The 17,205-nt window shown below is 61.6% G+C and carries 14 protein-coding genes and 1 pseudogene; 11 read left to right on the forward strand and 4 right to left on the reverse strand.

Annotated features, from left to right (window positions below; translation table 11 throughout):
- Window positions 1–4: 4 nt before the first annotated feature.
- From J1D76_RS08915 to J1D76_RS08925, 3 genes are read left to right on the forward strand one after another with little or no spacing between them, the layout of a single operon-like run.
- On the forward strand, window positions 5–3,196 hold the full coding sequence (locus J1D76_RS08915) for an efflux RND transporter permease subunit (RefSeq protein ID WP_421137945.1): 3,192 nt from the start codon (window positions 5–7) through the stop codon (window positions 3,194–3,196).
- Window positions 3,196–4,614: an efflux transporter outer membrane subunit gene (locus J1D76_RS08920; RefSeq protein WP_421137946.1), complete on the forward strand. Its 1,419-nt coding sequence runs from the start codon at window positions 3,196–3,198 to the stop codon at window positions 4,612–4,614. Before J1D76_RS08915 ends, J1D76_RS08920 begins: the two co-directional genes overlap by 1 nt.
- Before the next feature lie 7 nt (window positions 4,615–4,621).
- Complete coding sequence (locus tag J1D76_RS08925; RefSeq protein ID WP_421138096.1) at window positions 4,622–5,032, forward strand: cupin domain-containing protein; 411 nt, start codon at window positions 4,622–4,624, stop codon at window positions 5,030–5,032.
- 15 nt (window positions 5,033–5,047) lie between these two features.
- Here J1D76_RS08925 and J1D76_RS08930 read toward each other — a convergent pair whose 3' ends face one another.
- A complete protein-coding gene (locus J1D76_RS08930; protein WP_421137947.1) occupies window positions 5,048–5,935 on the reverse strand; it encodes a LysR family transcriptional regulator in 888 nt (295 codons plus the stop codon).
- Window positions 5,936–6,199: 264 nt separating this feature from the next.
- Here J1D76_RS08930 and J1D76_RS08935 point away from each other — a divergent pair, with 264 nt between their 5' ends.
- The 6 genes from J1D76_RS08935 to J1D76_RS08960 all read left to right on the forward strand — a co-directional run bounded on the left by J1D76_RS08935 (window position 6,200) and on the right by J1D76_RS08960 (window position 13,218).
- Window positions 6,200–7,600, forward strand: coding sequence for an MFS transporter (locus J1D76_RS08935; protein ID WP_421137948.1), 1,401 nt, complete (start codon window positions 6,200–6,202; stop codon window positions 7,598–7,600).
- A gap of 156 nt (window positions 7,601–7,756) precedes the next feature.
- Complete coding sequence (locus J1D76_RS08940) at window positions 7,757–9,760, forward strand: aminotransferase class I/II-fold pyridoxal phosphate-dependent enzyme (protein ID WP_421137949.1); 2,004 nt, start codon at window positions 7,757–7,759, stop codon at window positions 9,758–9,760.
- Window positions 9,761–9,787: 27 nt separating this feature from the next.
- Complete coding sequence (locus J1D76_RS08945) at window positions 9,788–10,570, forward strand: transporter substrate-binding domain-containing protein (protein ID WP_421137950.1); 783 nt, start codon at window positions 9,788–9,790, stop codon at window positions 10,568–10,570.
- A gap of 226 nt (window positions 10,571–10,796) precedes the next feature.
- Window positions 10,797–11,510, forward strand: a complete 714-nt coding sequence (locus J1D76_RS08950) for an ABC transporter permease (RefSeq protein ID WP_421137951.1) — start codon at window positions 10,797–10,799, stop codon at window positions 11,508–11,510.
- A 5-nt stretch (window positions 11,511–11,515) separates the two neighbouring features.
- Entirely contained in the window at window positions 11,516–12,214 is a 699-nt protein-coding gene (locus tag J1D76_RS08955; protein ID WP_421137952.1) for an ABC transporter permease, read from the forward strand.
- Window positions 12,214–13,218: a DMT family transporter gene (locus J1D76_RS08960; protein WP_421137953.1), complete on the forward strand. Its 1,005-nt coding sequence runs from the start codon at window positions 12,214–12,216 to the stop codon at window positions 13,216–13,218. The genes J1D76_RS08955 and J1D76_RS08960 overlap by 1 nt, the downstream gene beginning before the upstream one ends.
- On the opposite strand, the pseudogene J1D76_RS08965 reads toward J1D76_RS08960, so the two are convergent.
- Window positions 13,174–13,659: pseudogene (locus J1D76_RS08965) on the reverse strand (TetR/AcrR family transcriptional regulator); the annotation flags it as partial. The gene J1D76_RS08960 and the pseudogene J1D76_RS08965 overlap by 45 nt on opposite strands.
- Window positions 13,660–13,820: 161 nt before the next feature.
- Between J1D76_RS08965 and J1D76_RS08970 the strand changes: the two are divergent.
- Window positions 13,821–14,837 (forward strand): M14 family zinc carboxypeptidase, encoded by a 1,017-nt coding sequence (locus tag J1D76_RS08970; protein WP_421137954.1) that lies wholly within the window; start codon window positions 13,821–13,823, stop codon window positions 14,835–14,837.
- A 166-nt stretch (window positions 14,838–15,003) separates the two neighbouring features.
- On the opposite strand, the gene J1D76_RS08975 is transcribed toward J1D76_RS08970, so the two are convergent.
- On the reverse strand, window positions 15,004–15,354 hold the full coding sequence (locus tag J1D76_RS08975) for a type 1 fimbrial protein (RefSeq protein WP_421137955.1): 351 nt from the start codon (window positions 15,352–15,354) through the stop codon (window positions 15,004–15,006).
- A 237-nt stretch (window positions 15,355–15,591) separates the two neighbouring features.
- Window positions 15,592–15,951 (reverse strand): DUF6124 family protein, encoded by a 360-nt coding sequence (locus J1D76_RS08980; RefSeq protein ID WP_421137956.1) that lies wholly within the window; start codon window positions 15,949–15,951, stop codon window positions 15,592–15,594.
- 692 nt (window positions 15,952–16,643) lie between these two features.
- Here J1D76_RS08980 and J1D76_RS08985 point away from each other — a divergent pair.
- Entirely contained in the window at window positions 16,644–17,102 is a 459-nt protein-coding gene (locus J1D76_RS08985) for a hypothetical protein (RefSeq protein WP_421137957.1), read from the forward strand.
- Window positions 17,103–17,205 lie beyond the last annotated feature (103 nt).

Genomic DNA, 17,205 nt, shown 5'->3' on the forward strand with positions numbered 1-17,205 from the left:
TGACATGAAATTCTCCCAGTTCTTTATCACGCGGCCGATCTTCGCCGCGGTGCTGTCGCTGTTGATCCTGATTGCCGGCGCCATCGCGCTGCTCCAGTTGCCGATCAGTGAATACCCGGAGGTGGTGCCGCCGACCGTGGTGGTCCACGCCAACTACCCGGGTGCCAACCCCAAAGTCATCGGTGAAACCGTGGCCGCACCGTTGGAACAGGCCATCACCGGCGTCGAGAACATGCTGTACATGTCCTCGCAATCCACGGCCGATGGCCGGCTCACGCTGACCGTGACCTTCGCCCTCGGCACCGACCTGGATAACGCCCAGGTACAGGTACAAAACCGTGTGACCCGCACCGAGCCGAAACTTCCGGAGGAAGTGACGCGCATCGGCATCACCGTGGACAAGGCCTCGCCCGAGCTGACGATGGTGGTGCACTTGACCTCGCCGCAAAAGCGCTACGACATGCTGTACCTGTCCAACTACGCAATCCTCAACGTCAAGGACGAACTGACCCGATTGAACGGAATCGGTGACGTGAAGATGTTCGGTATCGGCGATTACTCCCTGCGTATCTGGCTCGACCCGAACAAGACCGCGTCACGCAACCTGACCGCTACCGATGTGGTCAACGCGGTCCGTGAACAAAACCGCCAGGTCGCGGCCGGTCAACTGGGTTCACCGCCAGCGCCCAACGCCACCAGCTTTCAGATGTCTATCAACTCGCAGGGGCGCCTGGTCACCGAAGAAGAGTTCGAGAACGTAATCGTGCGCAGTGGTGCGGATGGCGAAATCACCCGTCTCAAGGACATCGCCCGGATTGAACTCGGCTCCAACCAGTACGCCTTGCGCGCCTTGCTCAATAATGAGGAAGCGGTGGCGATGCCGATCTTCCAGCGCCCGGGTTCCAATGCCATCGACGTGTCGGACCAGGTGCGCGCGACGATGGCCAGGTTGAAGCAGAATTTCCCGGAAGGCATGGACTACGAGATTGTCTATGACCCGACCATCTTCGTGCGCAGCTCAATTGAAGCAGTAGTCCACACGTTGTTCGAAGCGTTGGTCCTCGTGGTGCTGGTGGTGATCCTGTTCCTGCAAACCTGGCGCGCCTCGATTATTCCGCTGGTGGCGGTGCCGGTCTCGCTGATCGGTACCTTTGCCGTGATGCACTTGTTCGGCTTCTCGCTCAACGCCTTGTCGCTGTTCGGCCTGGTGCTGGCGATCGGCATCGTGGTCGACGATGCGATCGTGGTGGTGGAGAACGTTGAACGGAACATCGAGACGGGGCTTGATCCGGTCGAAGCGACCAAAAAAGCCATGGGGGAGGTGACCGGCCCGATCATTGCGACGGCGCTGGTGCTGTGTGCGGTGTTCGTCCCGGCGGCGTTCATCTCCGGGTTGACCGGGCAGTTCTACAAACAGTTTGCCCTGACCATCGCGATTTCCACGGTGATCTCGGCGTTCAACTCGCTGACCTTGTCGCCGGCACTGGCCGCGGTATTGCTCAAGTCTCACAGCGCACCGAAGGACCGTTTCTCGAAAATGCTCGATCGCCTGTTCGGTGGCTGGCTGTTCAAGCCCTTTAATCGGCTCTTTGAAAAGGCCGGCAATGGGTATGTGGGGACCGTGTCCAAGGTCATTCGTGGCAGCAGGGTGGCATTGCTGGTTTACGCGGGCCTGATCGCCCTGACGTACATGGGCTTCAGCACCACGCCAACCGGTTTCGTGCCGACCCAGGACAAAAAGTACCTGGTGACCTTCGCGCAACTGCCGGACGCTGCGAGCCTGGACCGCACCGAATCAGTGATCCGGCGCATGAGCACCATTGCCATGAACGAGCCTGGATTTGACAGTGCCGTGGCATTTCCCGGTCTTTCGATCAACGGTTTCACCAACAGTCCGAACGCGGGGATCGCCTTCATCGGCTTGAGTTCTTTCGATGAACGCAAAAGCCCGAACCTGTCCGCCGGGGCGATTTCCGCTTCGTTGAACGCCAAGTTCGGCGGTATTCAGGACGCCTACATCGCAGTGTTCCCACCGCCGCCGGTTCAAGGCCTGGGCACCATTGGTGGCTTCCGCCTGCAGATCGAAGACCGCGGCAACCTCGGCTACGACGCGCTGTACAAAGAGACCATGAACATCATCGGCAAGAGCCGCAGTGTTCCGGAACTGGCCAACCTGTTCACCAGCTACACGGTCAACGTGCCGCAGGTCGAGGCCGCCATTGACCGCGAAAAAGCCAAGACCCACGGCGTGGCGATCAACGATATTTTCGACACGCTGCAGGTGTACCTGGGTTCGCTGTACGCCAACGACTTCAACCGTTTTGGCCGTACGTACCAGGTCAATGTCCAGGCTGAGCAGCAGTTTCGTCAGGAGCCGGAGCAGATCGGCCAATTGAAGGTGCGCAACGACCGTGGGGAGATGATTCCACTGGCCACCTTCGTCAAGGTCAGCCCGACTTCCGGGCCGGACCGAGTCTCGCACTACAACGGCTTCGTCACCGCCGAAATCAACGGCAGCGCGGCCCCAGGCTACAGCTCCGGCCAGGCGCAGGCGGCGATCGAAAAACTGTTGAAACAAGAGCTGCCCAACGGCATGACCTATGAGTGGACCGACCTGACCTACCAACAGATCCTCTCCGGCAACACCGCATTGCTGGTGTTCCCGCTCTGCGTCCTGTTGGCGTTCCTGGTGCTGGCGGCCCTGTATGAAAGCTGGAGCCTGCCACTGGCGGTGATCCTGATCGTCCCGATGACCTTGCTGTCGGCGATCGCCGGGGTGGTCATTTCCAAGGGCGACAACAACATCTTCACCCAGATCGGCTTGATCGTCTTGGTCGGCCTGGCGTGCAAGAACGCGATCCTGATCGTCGAGTTTGCCAAGGACAAACAGGAACAGGGCCTGTCGCCGCTCGATGCCGTGCTCGAAGCCTGCCGGCAGCGTCTGCGCCCGATCCTGATGACTTCCTTCGCTTTCATCATGGGTGTGGTGCCGCTGGTGACTTCCACGGGCGCGGGTTCGGAAATGCGCCGCGCCATGGGCATCGCCGTGTTCTCCGGAATGCTCGGCGTGACGTTCTTCGGGTTGCTGCTGACACCGGTGTTCTACGTCCTGATCCGCCACTACATCGAACGTAAAACCGCGCGCAAAGCCGCCAGAGCCCACTCGCTGAACGTAGTTGAATCGGAGGCACATTGATGAACGCTTTCAAGCTGTTTTTGCCCAGCCTCCTGGTCGCGGCACTGGCCGCCTGCACCGTCGGGCCGGATTACAAAACACCCGACACGGCGCCGGCCCATGTCGTTTCGGCCCAAGGCGTGAACTACGATCAAACGCGTTTCGAAACGGTGTGGTGGCAGCAGTTCGACGACCCCACGCTGAATCAACTGGTCGGCAAGGCGCTCAATGGCAACCGCGATCTACGCGTGGTGTTTGCCCGCTGGAAAGCCGCCCGAGCCATTCGCGATGACGTCAGCAACGACAATCTGCCGGTGGTCACCAGCCGTGTCAGCAGCCAGCAGGGCAAGTCTCAAGTGCCTGGCCTGACCGAGAATCGGGTCAATACCGAGCGCTACGATCTGGGCCTGGACATGGCCTGGGAGATCGACCTGTTCGGGCGCATCCAGCGTGAGCTGGAATCCAGCGACGCCCGGGAAGGCGCCGCGGCGGCGGACCTGTATCAACTGCGCGTGAGCATGATCGCCGAGTTGGTGGATGCCTACGGTCAACTGCGTGGCGCGCAGCTGCGGGAAAAAATCGCCTTGGCCAACCTTAAGAACCAAACCGAATCACGCGCTGTGACGGTTAGCCTGCGGGACGCGGGCGTGGGCAACGAACTCGATGTGGTGCGGGCCGACGCGCGACTGGCGGCGGTCGAGGCCAGCGTGCCGCAACTGCAAGCAGAGCAAGTGCATCACAAAAACCGTATCGCCACGCTGCTGGGCGAGCGCTCGGACAGGCTGAGCATCGATCTGGGGCCGAAGGACTTGCCGGCCATCGCCAAGGCACTGCCGATCGGCGACCCCGGCGAACTGCTGCGCAGGCGCCCCGACGTGCTGGCCGCAGAACGCCGGTTGGCAGCTTCAACGGCTGATGTCGGCGTGGCCACCGCCGACCTGTTTCCACGGGTGAGCCTGAGTGGGTTCCTGGGCTTCACGGCAGGGCGTGGTTCGCAGATCGGTTCCAGTGCCGCCCGCGCCTGGAGCCTGGGGCCGAGTATCACCTGGGCCGCGTTCGACCTGGGCAGCGTGCGGGCACGTATCCGTGGCGCCAACGCCGAAGCCGAGGGTGCATTGGCGACCTATGAGCAGCAAGTGCTGCTCGCGCTGGAAGAGTCGGAAAACGCCTTCAGCGACTATGGCAAACGCCAGCAACGCTTGCTGTCGCTGATCAAGCAAAGCGAGTCGAGTCGCGCGGCGGCCGATCTGGCAGCCACCCAGTACAAGGAAGGGGTGGTCGATTATCTGGTGTTGCTGGACGCCCAACGCGAGCGCCTGAACGCCGAGGATGCCCAGGCACTGGGTGAGACCGATCAGTACCGCGCCATTGTCGCGATCTACAAATCCTTGGGCGGTGGTTGGGACAGCGGCGATACCCGGTTGGTGAAAAACAACTGAGCGAGCCATTGATAACTGTGGCGAGGAAGCAAGCTCCCTTGCCACAGTCTCTCAAGCCCAGGACGCACCGCCGGCTCCGGCGATGAAAAGCTGGCAGCAGGGCCTGCATCGAACCGACCTGGTCGACGAAGACCTGGGCGCCGCCGATCGCGAAGTCCTGCAAGTGCTGGTGGATTTCGATCCAGGCGTGGCTTCGCCCAAACATGCTCACCCCGGTATAGAACTGGCGCACGTGATCAGCGGGACCTTTGAATACCAATTGGAAGGGCAGGCGCCGGTGACGCTCAAGGCCGGCGATTCGTTGTACATCCCCGAAGGCGTCGCCCATGTGGCGAAGAACGTGGGGCCGGGCAAGGCGTCGGAGCTGGCGACCTACATCGTGAAAAAAGGCGAGGCGCTGCTGATCCTCAAGGAGTAGGCGAGGGCGGTCGGTTTATGCCTGGCTGCAAACCTCCCACACACATTCGCGCAACCAGCGATGCGCCGGGTCGGCGTCCATGCGCGGGTGCCACAGCATCGACACGGTGATCGGCGGCGTCGGGAACGGCAGGGCAAAGCGGTGCATGCCCTGGCACAGGTTGCCGACGTGCCGCTCCGGCACGCTGGCGACCAGGTCCGAAGCACGCGCCAAGGCAATTGCCGACGAGAAACCGGCGACAATCGTGACGATCTCGCGCTGCAATCCCAGTTCATTCAAGGCGTCGTCCATGACGCCTTTTTCGTGGCCCCGGCGCGAGACCAGGATGTGCCGCGCCTCGGCATACCGCGCGGGCGTCATCTCGCCTCGCGTCAGCGGATGCCCCTTGCGTATAACGCCAATGAAACGGTCGCGAAACAGCCGGCGGGTCCGCACTTCCGGGCGGGTGGCTTCGCCAATCACACCGGTTTCCAGGTCCACGGAGCCTTCGCGCAGCAGGGTGCTGTCCTTGTTCACTTTCTGCACGAAATTCAACCGGACGCCCGGCGCCTGCGCATTGAGGCGAGCAATCAATGACGGCCCGAAATTTTCCACAAAGCCGTCACGGGTGCGAAGGGTGAATGTGCGCACCAGCTGATCGAGGTCCAGAGCCTCGGCGGGGCGCAGGACCGCTTCGGCATCCTGCACGAGCAAGGCGACTCGTTCGCGCAATTCCAGCGCCCGAGGCGTGGGCACCAGCCCGCGACCGGCGCGCACCAGCAGCGGATCGCCGGTGGTTTCGCGCAATCGCGCCAACGCCCGGCTCATGGCCGACGGGCTCAGGCGCAAACGCTGCGCGGCGCGGGCGACGCTGCCTTCTTCGAGCAGCACATTGAGCGTCATCAACAAATTAAGATCGGGCATCGACTCAATCCCTGTAGGAGCGAGCGCTGTGGCGAGGGGGCTTGCCCCCGTTTGAGTGCGTAGCACTCACAAGATCTTTGGTGCATCAGAGATTTTGGGGCTGCTTCGCAACCCAACGGGGGCAAGCCCCCTCGCCACAGGCTCGCACACTGGTTCTTGGATGATGTGGCGTTTAGTGCATGTATTAAGTGCAAACGCTGCGTCTTCCGCCATGTTATGGCCGGGCTTAGTCTCGAGACAACCTATTTGCGGAGTCGCGAGAACATGAATTCCATATCGAGGCGGGGCGCCTTGGCCAGCCTGTCGTTATCCATACTGCTGTCATCCCTGGGCACGAGCATTGCCAACGTCGGGTTGCCGGCCTTGGCCGAGGCATTTTCAGCGTCGTTCCAGGCGGTGCAGTGGGTGGTGCTCGCCTATCTGATGAGCATCACCACGCTGATCGTCAGCGTCGGACGGCTGGGCGATATCGTCGGGCGACGGCGCTTGCTGTTGATCGGTATTGCCATTTTTTCCGCCGCTTCAATCCTTTGCGCGCTGGCACCGAACCTTTGGACATTGATCGCTGCCAGAGCCCTGCAAGGCATTGGAGCCGCGATGATGATGGCCCTGACCCTGGCGTTGGTGAGCGGAGCCATGTCCAAGGAAAAAACGGGCAGCGCGATGGGCGTGCTCGGCACGATGTCGGCAATGGGCACGTCATTGGGGCCAACCCTTGGCGGTCTGTTGATTGCCCATGTCGGCTGGCCGGCAATATTTTTGCTCAATGTGCCACTAGGTGTTTTGGCGATGGTTCTGGTATGGCGCTTTTTGCCGGTGGATCGTCGCGAAGTGACCGCCAAACCAGCAGGCTTCGACGCGCTCGGCACGCTGGTACTGGTCCTGACGCTGTTGGCCTACGCGCTGGCAATGACCCTGGGACGCGGCGACTTCGGCGCGCTCAATGCCGCGCTGTTGCTGGTCGCACTGGTCGGCTTGATGCTCTTTGTGTTCGTCGAGCAGACAGCCGCGTCACCGCTGCTCAAGTTATCGATGTTGCGCAACGCGCAGTTAAGCATCGGGCTGACCATGAGCACTCTGGTGACCACGGTCGTCATGACCACGCTGGTGGTCGGCCCGTTCTATCTGTCGGGTGCGCTGAGGTTGAGCACGGCGAGTGTCGGGCTGGTGATGTCGGTCGGTCCGCTGGTGGCGGCATTGGCCGGGGTGCCGTCCGGGCGGCTGGTGGACCGATGGGGCGCGCAGCGTTCGACGATTGTCGGGCTGGTGGTGATGTTGGGCGGCGCCTCCCTGCTTCCCGTCGTGCCGATGAGTGTCGGTGTGTTCGGTTACCTCGCGCCATTGGTGGTGATCACGGGCGGTTATGCGCTGTTCCAGGCGGCGAACAATACCGCGGTGATGTTGGACATTGCGCCGGAACAACGGGGCGTGGTTTCCGGCTTGCTCGGCCTGTCGCGCAACCTGGGTCTGATCACCGGTGCTTCGGTGATGGGCACGGTGTTCGCCTTCGGCACGGCCAGCAGCAATATCCTTCAAGCACAACCGCAAGCGATCGCGCAGGGGATGCAGCTGACGTTGGCGGCGGCCGCTGGGCTGATTCTCGTCGCGTTAATCATGGGAACGGTCAGCAAAATCGTTTCACTCCGCTTGATCGCGTCGTGCTGAAAAACGGCGCGACTGTCGTGAAAACGACCTGTTTGCGCTGAACACGAAGCCTTGTGTTTTTTCTGTTGAACGACTGTTCAGTCTCGACTATGTTGGGGTCACCTTCCCCCGGCTGGTTGCGGGCTTGCGTTTCTTCAATTCGAACGAGGCACTGGCATGCGGTTTTCACCCTTTGTAGAACGGATCAGCGGCCAAGGCGTGGCCGCCTGGGACATTCACTACGCGGCCAGCGCCGCCCAGCGCAACGGCGAGGACGTGATCATCCTCAGCGTCGGCGATCCGGACTTCCCCACCCCGGACTTCATCACCGACGCCGCCATCCACGCCCTGCGCGAAGGCGATACCCACTACACCGAAATCGCCGGCCGCCAGGCCTTGCGCGAAGCCATCGCCAGCCGCTACAGCCAATCGTTCGACCGTGAGTTGCAAGCCGCCAACGTGATTGTCGCGGCCGGGGCGCAGAACGCGCTGTTCGCCGCCTCGATGTGCCTGCTCAGTACCGGCGACGAAGTGATTGCGTTCGATCCGATGTACGTCACCTACGAAGCCACGCTCAAGGCCTCGGGCGCCACGCTGGTGCGGGTGCCTTGTGCGGCGGATTCAGGTTTTCGCCTCGATGCCGCCGTGTTGGCCAAGGCCATCACCCCGCGCACCCGGGCGATTTTTTTCTCCAACCCGAACAACCCAACGGGGGTGGTGCTCAACCGCGAAGAGCTGCAAGCCATTGCCGACCTCGCCATCGCCCATGACCTGTGGGTGGTGGTGGACGAGGTCTACGAGAGCCTCGCCTATGAGCGCGAACACCTGAGCCTGGCCGCGTTGCCGGGCATGGCCGAACGCTGCGTGGTGATCGGTAGCCTGTCCAAATCCCATGCCATGACTGGCTGGCGTATCGGCTGGATCGTCGCCGACCAGGCCTTGGTCAATCACGTCGAAACCCTGGTGCTGAGCATGCTCTACGGCTTGCCCGGGTTTGTCATGGAAGCCGCGCTCAAGGCTGTGCAATCCTTTGATGAAGTCACCCACGGCATGCGCGAGATCTATCGCTGCCGTCGTGACCTGGTGGTGGCCGGCCTGGCCGATTGCCCGGGCATCAGCGTGCTCAACCCCGATGCCGGCATGTTCGTGCTGGTGGACGTGCGCGGCACTGGCCTGACCTCGCTGGAATTCGCCTGGCGCCTGCTGCGCGAAGCCGGTGTCTCGGTACTCGATGCCGCGGCCTTCGGCGAGTCGGCGCAGGGCTTTGTGCGGATCTCCTTCACCCTCAGCGAAGAGCGACTCGGCCACGCCTGCAAGCGTATTCGTGATTTTGTCCGGGTGCTCAACGGCGAAGCGCCCAGGCCGGTGATCGGCCGTGTGACCAGCACCGCCACCCTTGAACCGGCGGCGGTCAAGACCATGATCGAGGTCGATCGCCTGCACAAACGCTTCGGCAATATCGAAGTGCTCAAGGGCGTTTCCCTGACCGCCCGCGAAGGTGAGGTGATCTCCCTGATCGGCGCCAGCGGCTCGGGCAAAAGTACCTTGTTGCGCTGCATCAACATGCTCGAAGTGCCGGACCAGGGGCGCATCCTGGTGGACGGCGAAAGTATTCACCTTAACCAGAATCGCCCGGGCGCTCCGCTGGTGTCCGACGCCAAACAGCTGGTGCGTATCCGCTCGAGCCTGGGCATGGTGTTCCAGAACTTCAACCTCTGGCCCCATCGCACGGTGCTGGAAAACCTCATCGAAGCGCCCACCCAGGTCTTGCGTGAAAGCCGTGCGCAGGCCACTGAACGGGCCGAAGCGTTGCTCGAACGCGTGGGCCTGGCGGCCAAGCGCAACGAGTACCCGGCGTTTCTTTCCGGGGGGCAGCAACAACGGGTAGCGATTGCCCGGGCCCTGGCCATGCGGCCCAAGGTCATGCTGTTCGATGAACCCACCTCGGCACTCGACCCGGAACTGGTCGGCGAAGTGCTGCGGGTGATCCGCTCCCTCGCCGAAGAAGGCCGGACCATGATCCTGGTGACTCATGAAATGGCTTTCGCACGCGATGTCTCTTCCAAAGTCGCCTTTTTGCATCAAGGGCTGATCGAGGAAACCGGTTCGCCGGACGAAGTGTTTGTACACCCACGCAGCGAGCGTTGCCGACAATTCGTCAACGCTCATCAGACTCGCTGAAAAATCATAAAAAGACGGGGAAACACCATGGGAAATCGACGTTTGGCAAACTGGTTGACGGGCGCGGCGTGCGTGATGCTGGCCGGGATGAGTGCAGCACAGGCGCAGCCGATCCGCTTTGCGGTGGCGGCCGAACCCTATCCGCCGTACACCGAGAAGCAGGCCAACGGTGAATGGAAGGGCTTTGAAGTCGACTTGATCCACAAGCTGTGCAGCGAAATGAAAGCCGATTGTGAGATCAAGGAAGTGGCGTGGGACGGCATCATTCCGTCGCTGCTGGCGAAGAAGATCGACGTGATTTTCTCCTCGATGTCGGTGACCGAAGAACGCGAAAAACAGATCGCCTTCAGCAAGGCCTACTACGACTCGGCGATTGCGGTTGTCGGCCCTAAAGAAGCCTCGGTCAAGAAGTACCCGGACGACCTCAAGGGCAAGATCATCGGCGTGCAGAACTCCACCGTCAGCGCCAGCTACCTGAAGACCTACTACGAAAAAATTGCCGACGTTAAGTACTACGACACCCAGGACTCGGCCAACGCCGACCTGATTGCCGGGCGCATCGACCTGATGATGGCCGACGGCACTGCCATGGCTTCGTTCGTCAAGACCCCGGACGCCAAGGACCTAGCCTACCTCGGCACCGTGCCGTACGACCCGATCTTCGGCAAAGGTGTCGGCGCCGGTATGCGCAAGGACGACACCGAACTCAAGGCCAAGCTCGACAAGGCGATCCAGGAACTGCTCGCCAGCAAAGACTACGACGACCTCTCCCAGAGCTACTTCGGTACCAGCGTGAAGCCGGCGTTCTGACACCTCGTCAAATCGCGACACTCAACCCTGTAGGAGCCGGCTTGCCGGCGAAGGGGCCCTTGAGGCCGCCAGAAGCTTCGCTGGCAAGCCAGCTCCTACAGGGGCGGTGCGTTCTGTGGAGCCGGCATGCTGGCGAAGGGGGCCTTGAGGCCGCCAAAAGCTTCGCTGGCAAGCCGGCTCCTACAAGGGTTTGGCAGTATTTCGATGGTCGTTACTGGGGGTTGAAATGTCGGCAATGTTCGATCTGATCAATTTCACCGAGCAGGGGTGGGGCAGCGCGCTGTTGAAGGGGCTCTGGATGACCCTGCAGATTTCCGCCGGGGCCTTTGTGCTCGGGCTGGCTATCGGGCTGGTGGTGGCGTGCCTCAAGCTCAGCGCGCCGAAGCCGATTGCGGCGCTGATGCGCGGCTACACCACGTTGTTCCGGGCAGTGCCGGAATTGCTGCTGATCCTGTTGCTGTACTACGTCGGCTCCATGCTGCTCAACTCGTTGATGGCAAAACTCGGTTACGGCGTGATGGATGTCAGCGGTCCGCTAGCGGCCATCGTCGTGCTGGGCCTGGTGCAGGGCGCCTACGCCTCGGAGATTTTCCGCGCGGCCATCCTGGCGATTCCGTTCGGCCAGATCGAAGCCGCCAAGGCGTTCGGCCTCAATGGCTTTGGCTTGTTCCGGCGCGTCACGTTGCCGATCATGGCGCCCTACGCCATGGCCGGGATGGCCAACCTGTGGATCAACCTGATCAAGGACAGCGCGTTGATCAGCGTGGTCGGCACCAACGAGCTGCTGTACACCGCCAAGCAAGGCGCGGGTTCGACGCGTCACTATCTGTTGTTCTACCTCACGGCCGCCGCGCTGTATTACGCGGTGACGTTGGCGTCGAACTACCTGTCGGGCCGGCTTGAGCGACGCATCCGTCGCTGGATGCCTTTGGCGGAGTGAATGAAATGATTCCTGCGTGGATAGTTGAATACGCGGCGCTGTTGGGCCGAGGGTTGCAAACCACTATTGCGATCCTGCTGATCTCCAGCGTGCTCGGTTTTGTGCTGGCGGTGCTGGTGGCGTTGGCGCGGATCTCGAAGAACAAGGTGATCGCCAAGGTCAGCCTGCTCTATACCAGCGTAACCCGCGGTACGCCGTTGCTGATCCAGATCTACATCTTCTACTACGGCCTGGGCAGCCTGTTTGCCCAGTTCCCGCTTATTCGCGGCAGCTTCCTCTGGCCGTACCTGCGCGACGGCTACTGGTACATCGTGTTCGCTTTGGTGGTATCGGTCGGCGCCTATGTCGGCGAAGTGATTCGCGGTGGCCTGCTGGCGGTGCCCAAAGGCGAGATGGAAGCGGCCTCGGCGTTTGGCATGACGGCGCGCCAGTCCTTGCTGCGGGTACGTTTGCCGCGGGCGATGCGCCTGCTGTTGCCAACCCTGGCCGGGGAAACCGTGATGCTGCTCAAATCCACGGCGCTGGCCTCGACCATCGCCGTGATCGACCTGCTCGGCGCCGCCAATGTGGTACGCGCACAGACGTTGCAAGTGTATGAACCGCTGTTGCTGGTGGCGGGTGTGTATGTCTGCCTGACGTTTCTTATCGAAGCCCTGTTTGCCTTTGCCGAACGCCGGGGAACGCCCGTGCGCAGGTCGGCCTGATGAGTTCGCTGACGGTTGACCGCTCGCTGCAGGGCATTGGCCTGTGCACCTTGGGCTACGCGTTTCTGGCGTTGCAGGACGCGGTGATCAAATGGCTGGTGGCCGATTACTCGGTGGTCACCATCCTGTTCTGGCGCGCCGCCGTGGTGGTCGTGGCGGTGGTGCTGGCGGGGCGCATGCGCCTCGTCCGGCAGGCCTGGCATTCACCGAGTCGACGCCTGCTGGTGGTGCGCGGCTTGCTGTCGATTGTCGCCTGGGTGCTGTACTACACGGCGGCCCGCGACCTGACCTTGGCCGAGATGACCACCCTGTATTTTTCCGCGCCGATCATGGTCACGGTGCTCGCGGCGGTGATCCTCAAGGAACGCGCCAGCCGTTGGCAGTGGTTCAGCCTGATCATCGGTTTTGTCGGCGTGATCATTGCCTGTCGTCCCGACAACATGACCGAACCGTTGCCGATTGTGCTCACGCTGCTGGCGGCCGTGTGCTGGGCGTTCACCTACATCCAGTTGCGCCAGGTGGACGACCAGACTTCGGTGCTGGAGCAGATGCTGATCACCAACGTGGTGTTCGTGATTTGCATGGCGGTGGCGCTGCCGTGGATGTATACCCCCGCGCCAACGCCAGCCTGGCTGGGCATGCTCGGCGCAGGGCTGGTGGGCGGCATCGGTCAGTTCCTGTTGTTCGCCAGTTTCCGCCGCGCCACCGCGACCTTGCTCGCACCGTTCGAATACACCGGGCTGATCTGGGCGTTCGCCTTGTCGAGCCTGGTCTGGGACACATTGATGGACACCTCGCTGATGATCGGCGCCGGGCTGATCGCGGTCAGCGGCACCCTGGCGATGATCTTTGGCCGGCACGCCTCACAGGACGTCGTCGGTGCTGAATGCTCCGTGTCGCAGCCCCTTTATCCAACATCGGCAGATGTGCAGTCCGTTGGCGGCGCTGAAGGTCTCGGGGTTCAAACACCACTCGAGCCAGAGTCCATCGAGCATCGCCGATAGCCCGATGGCCGCCAGGCGCGGGTCGTGAATCACGAAGCCCTCACTGGTGGCCAGATCGTCGAGTAATTGACGAAGCAAATCGATGTAGGCGCGGTAGCTTTTTTCGTGGGACTGACTGACGTGGTCGGAGTGGCGGATCAGGCTCCAGAACACCACCCACACACCGAGCAGGTTCGGGTCCATGACCCGTGGCGAAAACGAGCCGACGAGAAACGCGTCCATCTTCTGCGCGGGCGTGCCGGCCTGTTCGATTTCGTGGTGCAGGGCGGTGGTCAGTTCGATGGCGAGTTTCTGGTAAGTGTCGGCGATCAGGGCATCGATGCTGCCGAAGTGGTGATTGAGCAGGCCGACCGACACACCGGCCTCGGTGGCGATGCGCCGCACAGAGATGCCGGCGTGACCGTCGCGGCTCAGACAACGCAGGGTCGCCGCCACCAGCATTTCGCGACGGTCATCGGCTTCGGCGCGGCGATTCTTCGTAGGGAGGGTGGTCACGACACTGTCCTTGGATGCAGTTACACGTCGTCGAGCTTAGTTGAACGTCTGTTCAATCACCATCGCAAAACAGCCTTTTTCAACAGACATGACGGGAGGACAAACCCATGGTGCAGGACGTTTCGTTCAGTGTTTGCAATAACAACGGCGAAGCCGTACGGGTCGGGGCCTGGCGTTATTCGGGCGATGCTAGCGGGCCGAACGTGCACTTGCAGGCCGGGGTGCATGCCGATGAAATCGCCGGGATGCTGGTCCTGCACCTGCTGATGCAACGCCTGCATACCGCCCACGCCCAGGGCCGGCTCAAGGGCCAGGTAACGGTGGTGCCCCAGGCCAACCCGCTGGGCATCGGGCAGTTCCGCCAGGGGCGGATACTCGGCCGTTATCACGACGCCACCGGGCAAAACTTCAACCGTGGGTTCGATCAGTCCGCGGCCATGCAACGGACCTCGACCAACGTCCAGCAATGGCAGAAAAAACTGGTGCAACTGGCCGCAACCGCCGACGTGATGCTTGACCTGCACACCGACGACGAAGCCCTGCCGTACTTATACGTGCACCGCAGCTTCTGGCCCCGTGGCCGCGCCTTGGCGGCGGCGATGAAGATGCACGTAGCGATCATCTGGGATGAGGGCGGCGATGGCTCCTTCGAAGAAACCATCATTGCCCCGTGGCTGCGCGAAGGCGTTACCGAGCATCGCATGGCCGCGACCCTGGAGTTGCGCGGGCAGGGCGATGTCAACGACCACTTCGCCGAGTCGGATGCCGAAGGACTGTACAACTGGCTGTGCGGCTGCGGCGTCATTGACGAGCAAAAGCCCTGCGCCGACTGGCCCGTCGAGGCCGTGGAAATGGGCCACATGGAAACCATCCTCGCACCCCAACCCGGCGTGCTGGTCTTCGAAAAAGAGCTGGGGGATTTCGTCGAGCAAGGCCAGCGCTTTGCGCGGATTCTGAGGACCCCGGGCGATCCGTCCAGCGAAGTGGTGCTGCATGCCGAACAGGCCGGGCGCCTGGTTACGCGCTACCGCGACCGGTTGATCGCCCAGGGCATGGGCGTGGCGAAATTCACCGGCAGCCGGGTGTCGCGCAACTGGAGCGGCGGCTTGCTCGACCCCAACTAAGCGTGAAACCGGAATGTTGGATGTACCGGCCGCTTCGCGAGCAGACTCGCTCCCACTAGGATTTCGGTGCCCAAAAAATCCAGGCCCGGCGACGGTCAATGGGTGGGAGCGAGCCAGCTCGCGAAGGCGAAAGCCCAGCCAACATCAAACCTGGATCACTGTCCCATCAAGGCATGCTCAGAGTCACCCGATAATGGCCAGCACGAATCGGCACACCCGCCTCATCGACCAATACAAACTGCCGGTCGAAATACCGGCCCTCCCGATCACTGTCCGCGAGCAACTTTACGTTGACAGCACGGCCACCTGTCGTCGCCATAACGGCCTTCACCTCAACACCCATCCCGCGACTGTGCGCAGGGCAGGCGTACAACGCCAACCTTGCATCCGACCCCATACCCGACTGACAGCCCGGCTCGACAATACGGCCCTCAAACGCAATGGAACCCGTCGCCAGGCACACACCATTGAGTGCGAAGATCAAACCGAAACCCGTTGCCACATGCTTGCAATCCATATCTGACGCTCCTTGAGTGGTAAGGACTACGTCGTCCATCAATGGCGAATACTTGAGGCTTAAGGCTTTGCTGGATATTTCCTGACACCGACTCATTTTTGGTGAGTGAGCTTGTTGTGGCGAGGGGGCTTGCCCCCGTTGGGTCGCAAAGCGGCCCCAAAGAACCAGGGCCAGCTGCGCAGTCCAACGGGGGCAAGCCCCCTCACCACAAGAGCCGTCAGGCACAGGTGTTGGTGTTTATTCAGGCGGATCGATTTGATCCAGCACCCGGTTCGCGGTGATCTCCGCCAACATCACGCTGTTGGAAATCCCCAGCAGGGCATTTCGTGACCCACCGTCCAGATGATCCACCAACTGATGCACCATCACATCCACCGAAGCCAACGTCTCGACCAGGTAAACCATCAAGGTTTCGGTCGTGGCCTGTGGGTCTACGGTGAACAGCGTGCTGGGTGAATGAGGCGCGGCCTTGATGTCCGCGGGCGAGGGGAAGTGAAAGGCGAGCGCCCGCTCGGCGGCTTCATTGAGCTTGTTTGAATCGGGTTCGTACGGGGAGGTCGGATCGGTGTCCGGCGGGTTGGGTGTGACCTTGAACATGGCTATCTCCGCTTCATGATTGAAGCTGCCACGTTCGTTTCCAGGCGAAGAGGTGGCAGCTGTACGCAGGCTGGAAACCCGGGGAAACGGCAACCCGGTAGACCCAAAGGTCTCCCGCGCACAGCCGCCATAACGGAGTGCACACTTGCGCCATTTTCAATTCGGGGTTTCCAGTCCCGGTCGCTGATTTGGCAGCGACAGGCGAACGATAGAACCTGGCCCCTAGGCGCACAAGCCGGCAGATTCTGGCGTAACCGTAGGCAACGACGCAAGGTGTCGTAGCTTTCAGGAAATAACCCACAACCCTTTTAAACACGCGCTCTTGAGGCTCAGGTATCTGCCTGACACCGAACCCCTTGTGGCGAGGGAGCTTTCTGTGGCGAGGGGGCTCGCCCCCGTTGGGTCGCAAAGCGGCCCCAAAGAACCAGGGCCAGCTGCGCAGTCCAACGGGGGCAAGCCCCCTCGCCACAAAATCCACACAACAGCGGCCTTCATGTATCGCCCTGTATCAACCCACCCGATCCGCATACAACCCTACAAAACCCACACTTCACGGATACACCCGGGATACACCGCTGGGGCCAAATAGACCTGCCAAAGCGAGAAGCCCACAGCCACTCGCAACCCAGTGTATTAACCCTTGTGGCACGACCCAGAGTGGTCACGCCACGCAAAATATCCGGAGTATTACCATGTCCCGTATCCACTCGAACAAAACCCGCATTGGCCTGCTCGCTGTTGCCCTGGTCGGCGGTATCAACTTCGCGTCGTCGGCGTTTTCCGCCGAAGCCCTGCCTCAAGGCTATCAATTGGCTACCGCTGAAAAGACCAGCGAAGGCAAGTGTGGCGAAGGCAAGTGCGGTGCTGAAGCCAGCGCGCAAAAGACCCAGGCCGAAGGCAAATGCGGTGAAGGCAAATGCGGCGATGCATCCTTCGCCGCCACCGACGCCGACCATGACGGCCGTGTCTCGCTCAAGGAACTGCTGGCAGTCGCCCCGAACGGCGCCGAGGAATTCAAGGCGATCGACACCAATGGCGACGGCTTCCTGTCCGAAGGGGAGGTGTACAAGTACCGCACCAATCAATTCACCACCAACGGCAAGAAAGTCCCGACCGAGCTGTACACCAAGCTGAGCCAGGCCAAAGACTGATCCACCGCAAACAAAAAACCCTTCCTGTGTACAAGTGCAGGAAGGGTTTTTGGCGTGGGCAGTAATGGATCGGTCGTCAGGCGAGAAATTGCACTGCATTTGA

Source organism: Pseudomonas sp. NFX15 (assembly GCF_049132105.1).
In the GTDB taxonomy this organism is placed as follows: Bacteria; Pseudomonadota; Gammaproteobacteria; order Pseudomonadales; family Pseudomonadaceae; genus Aquipseudomonas.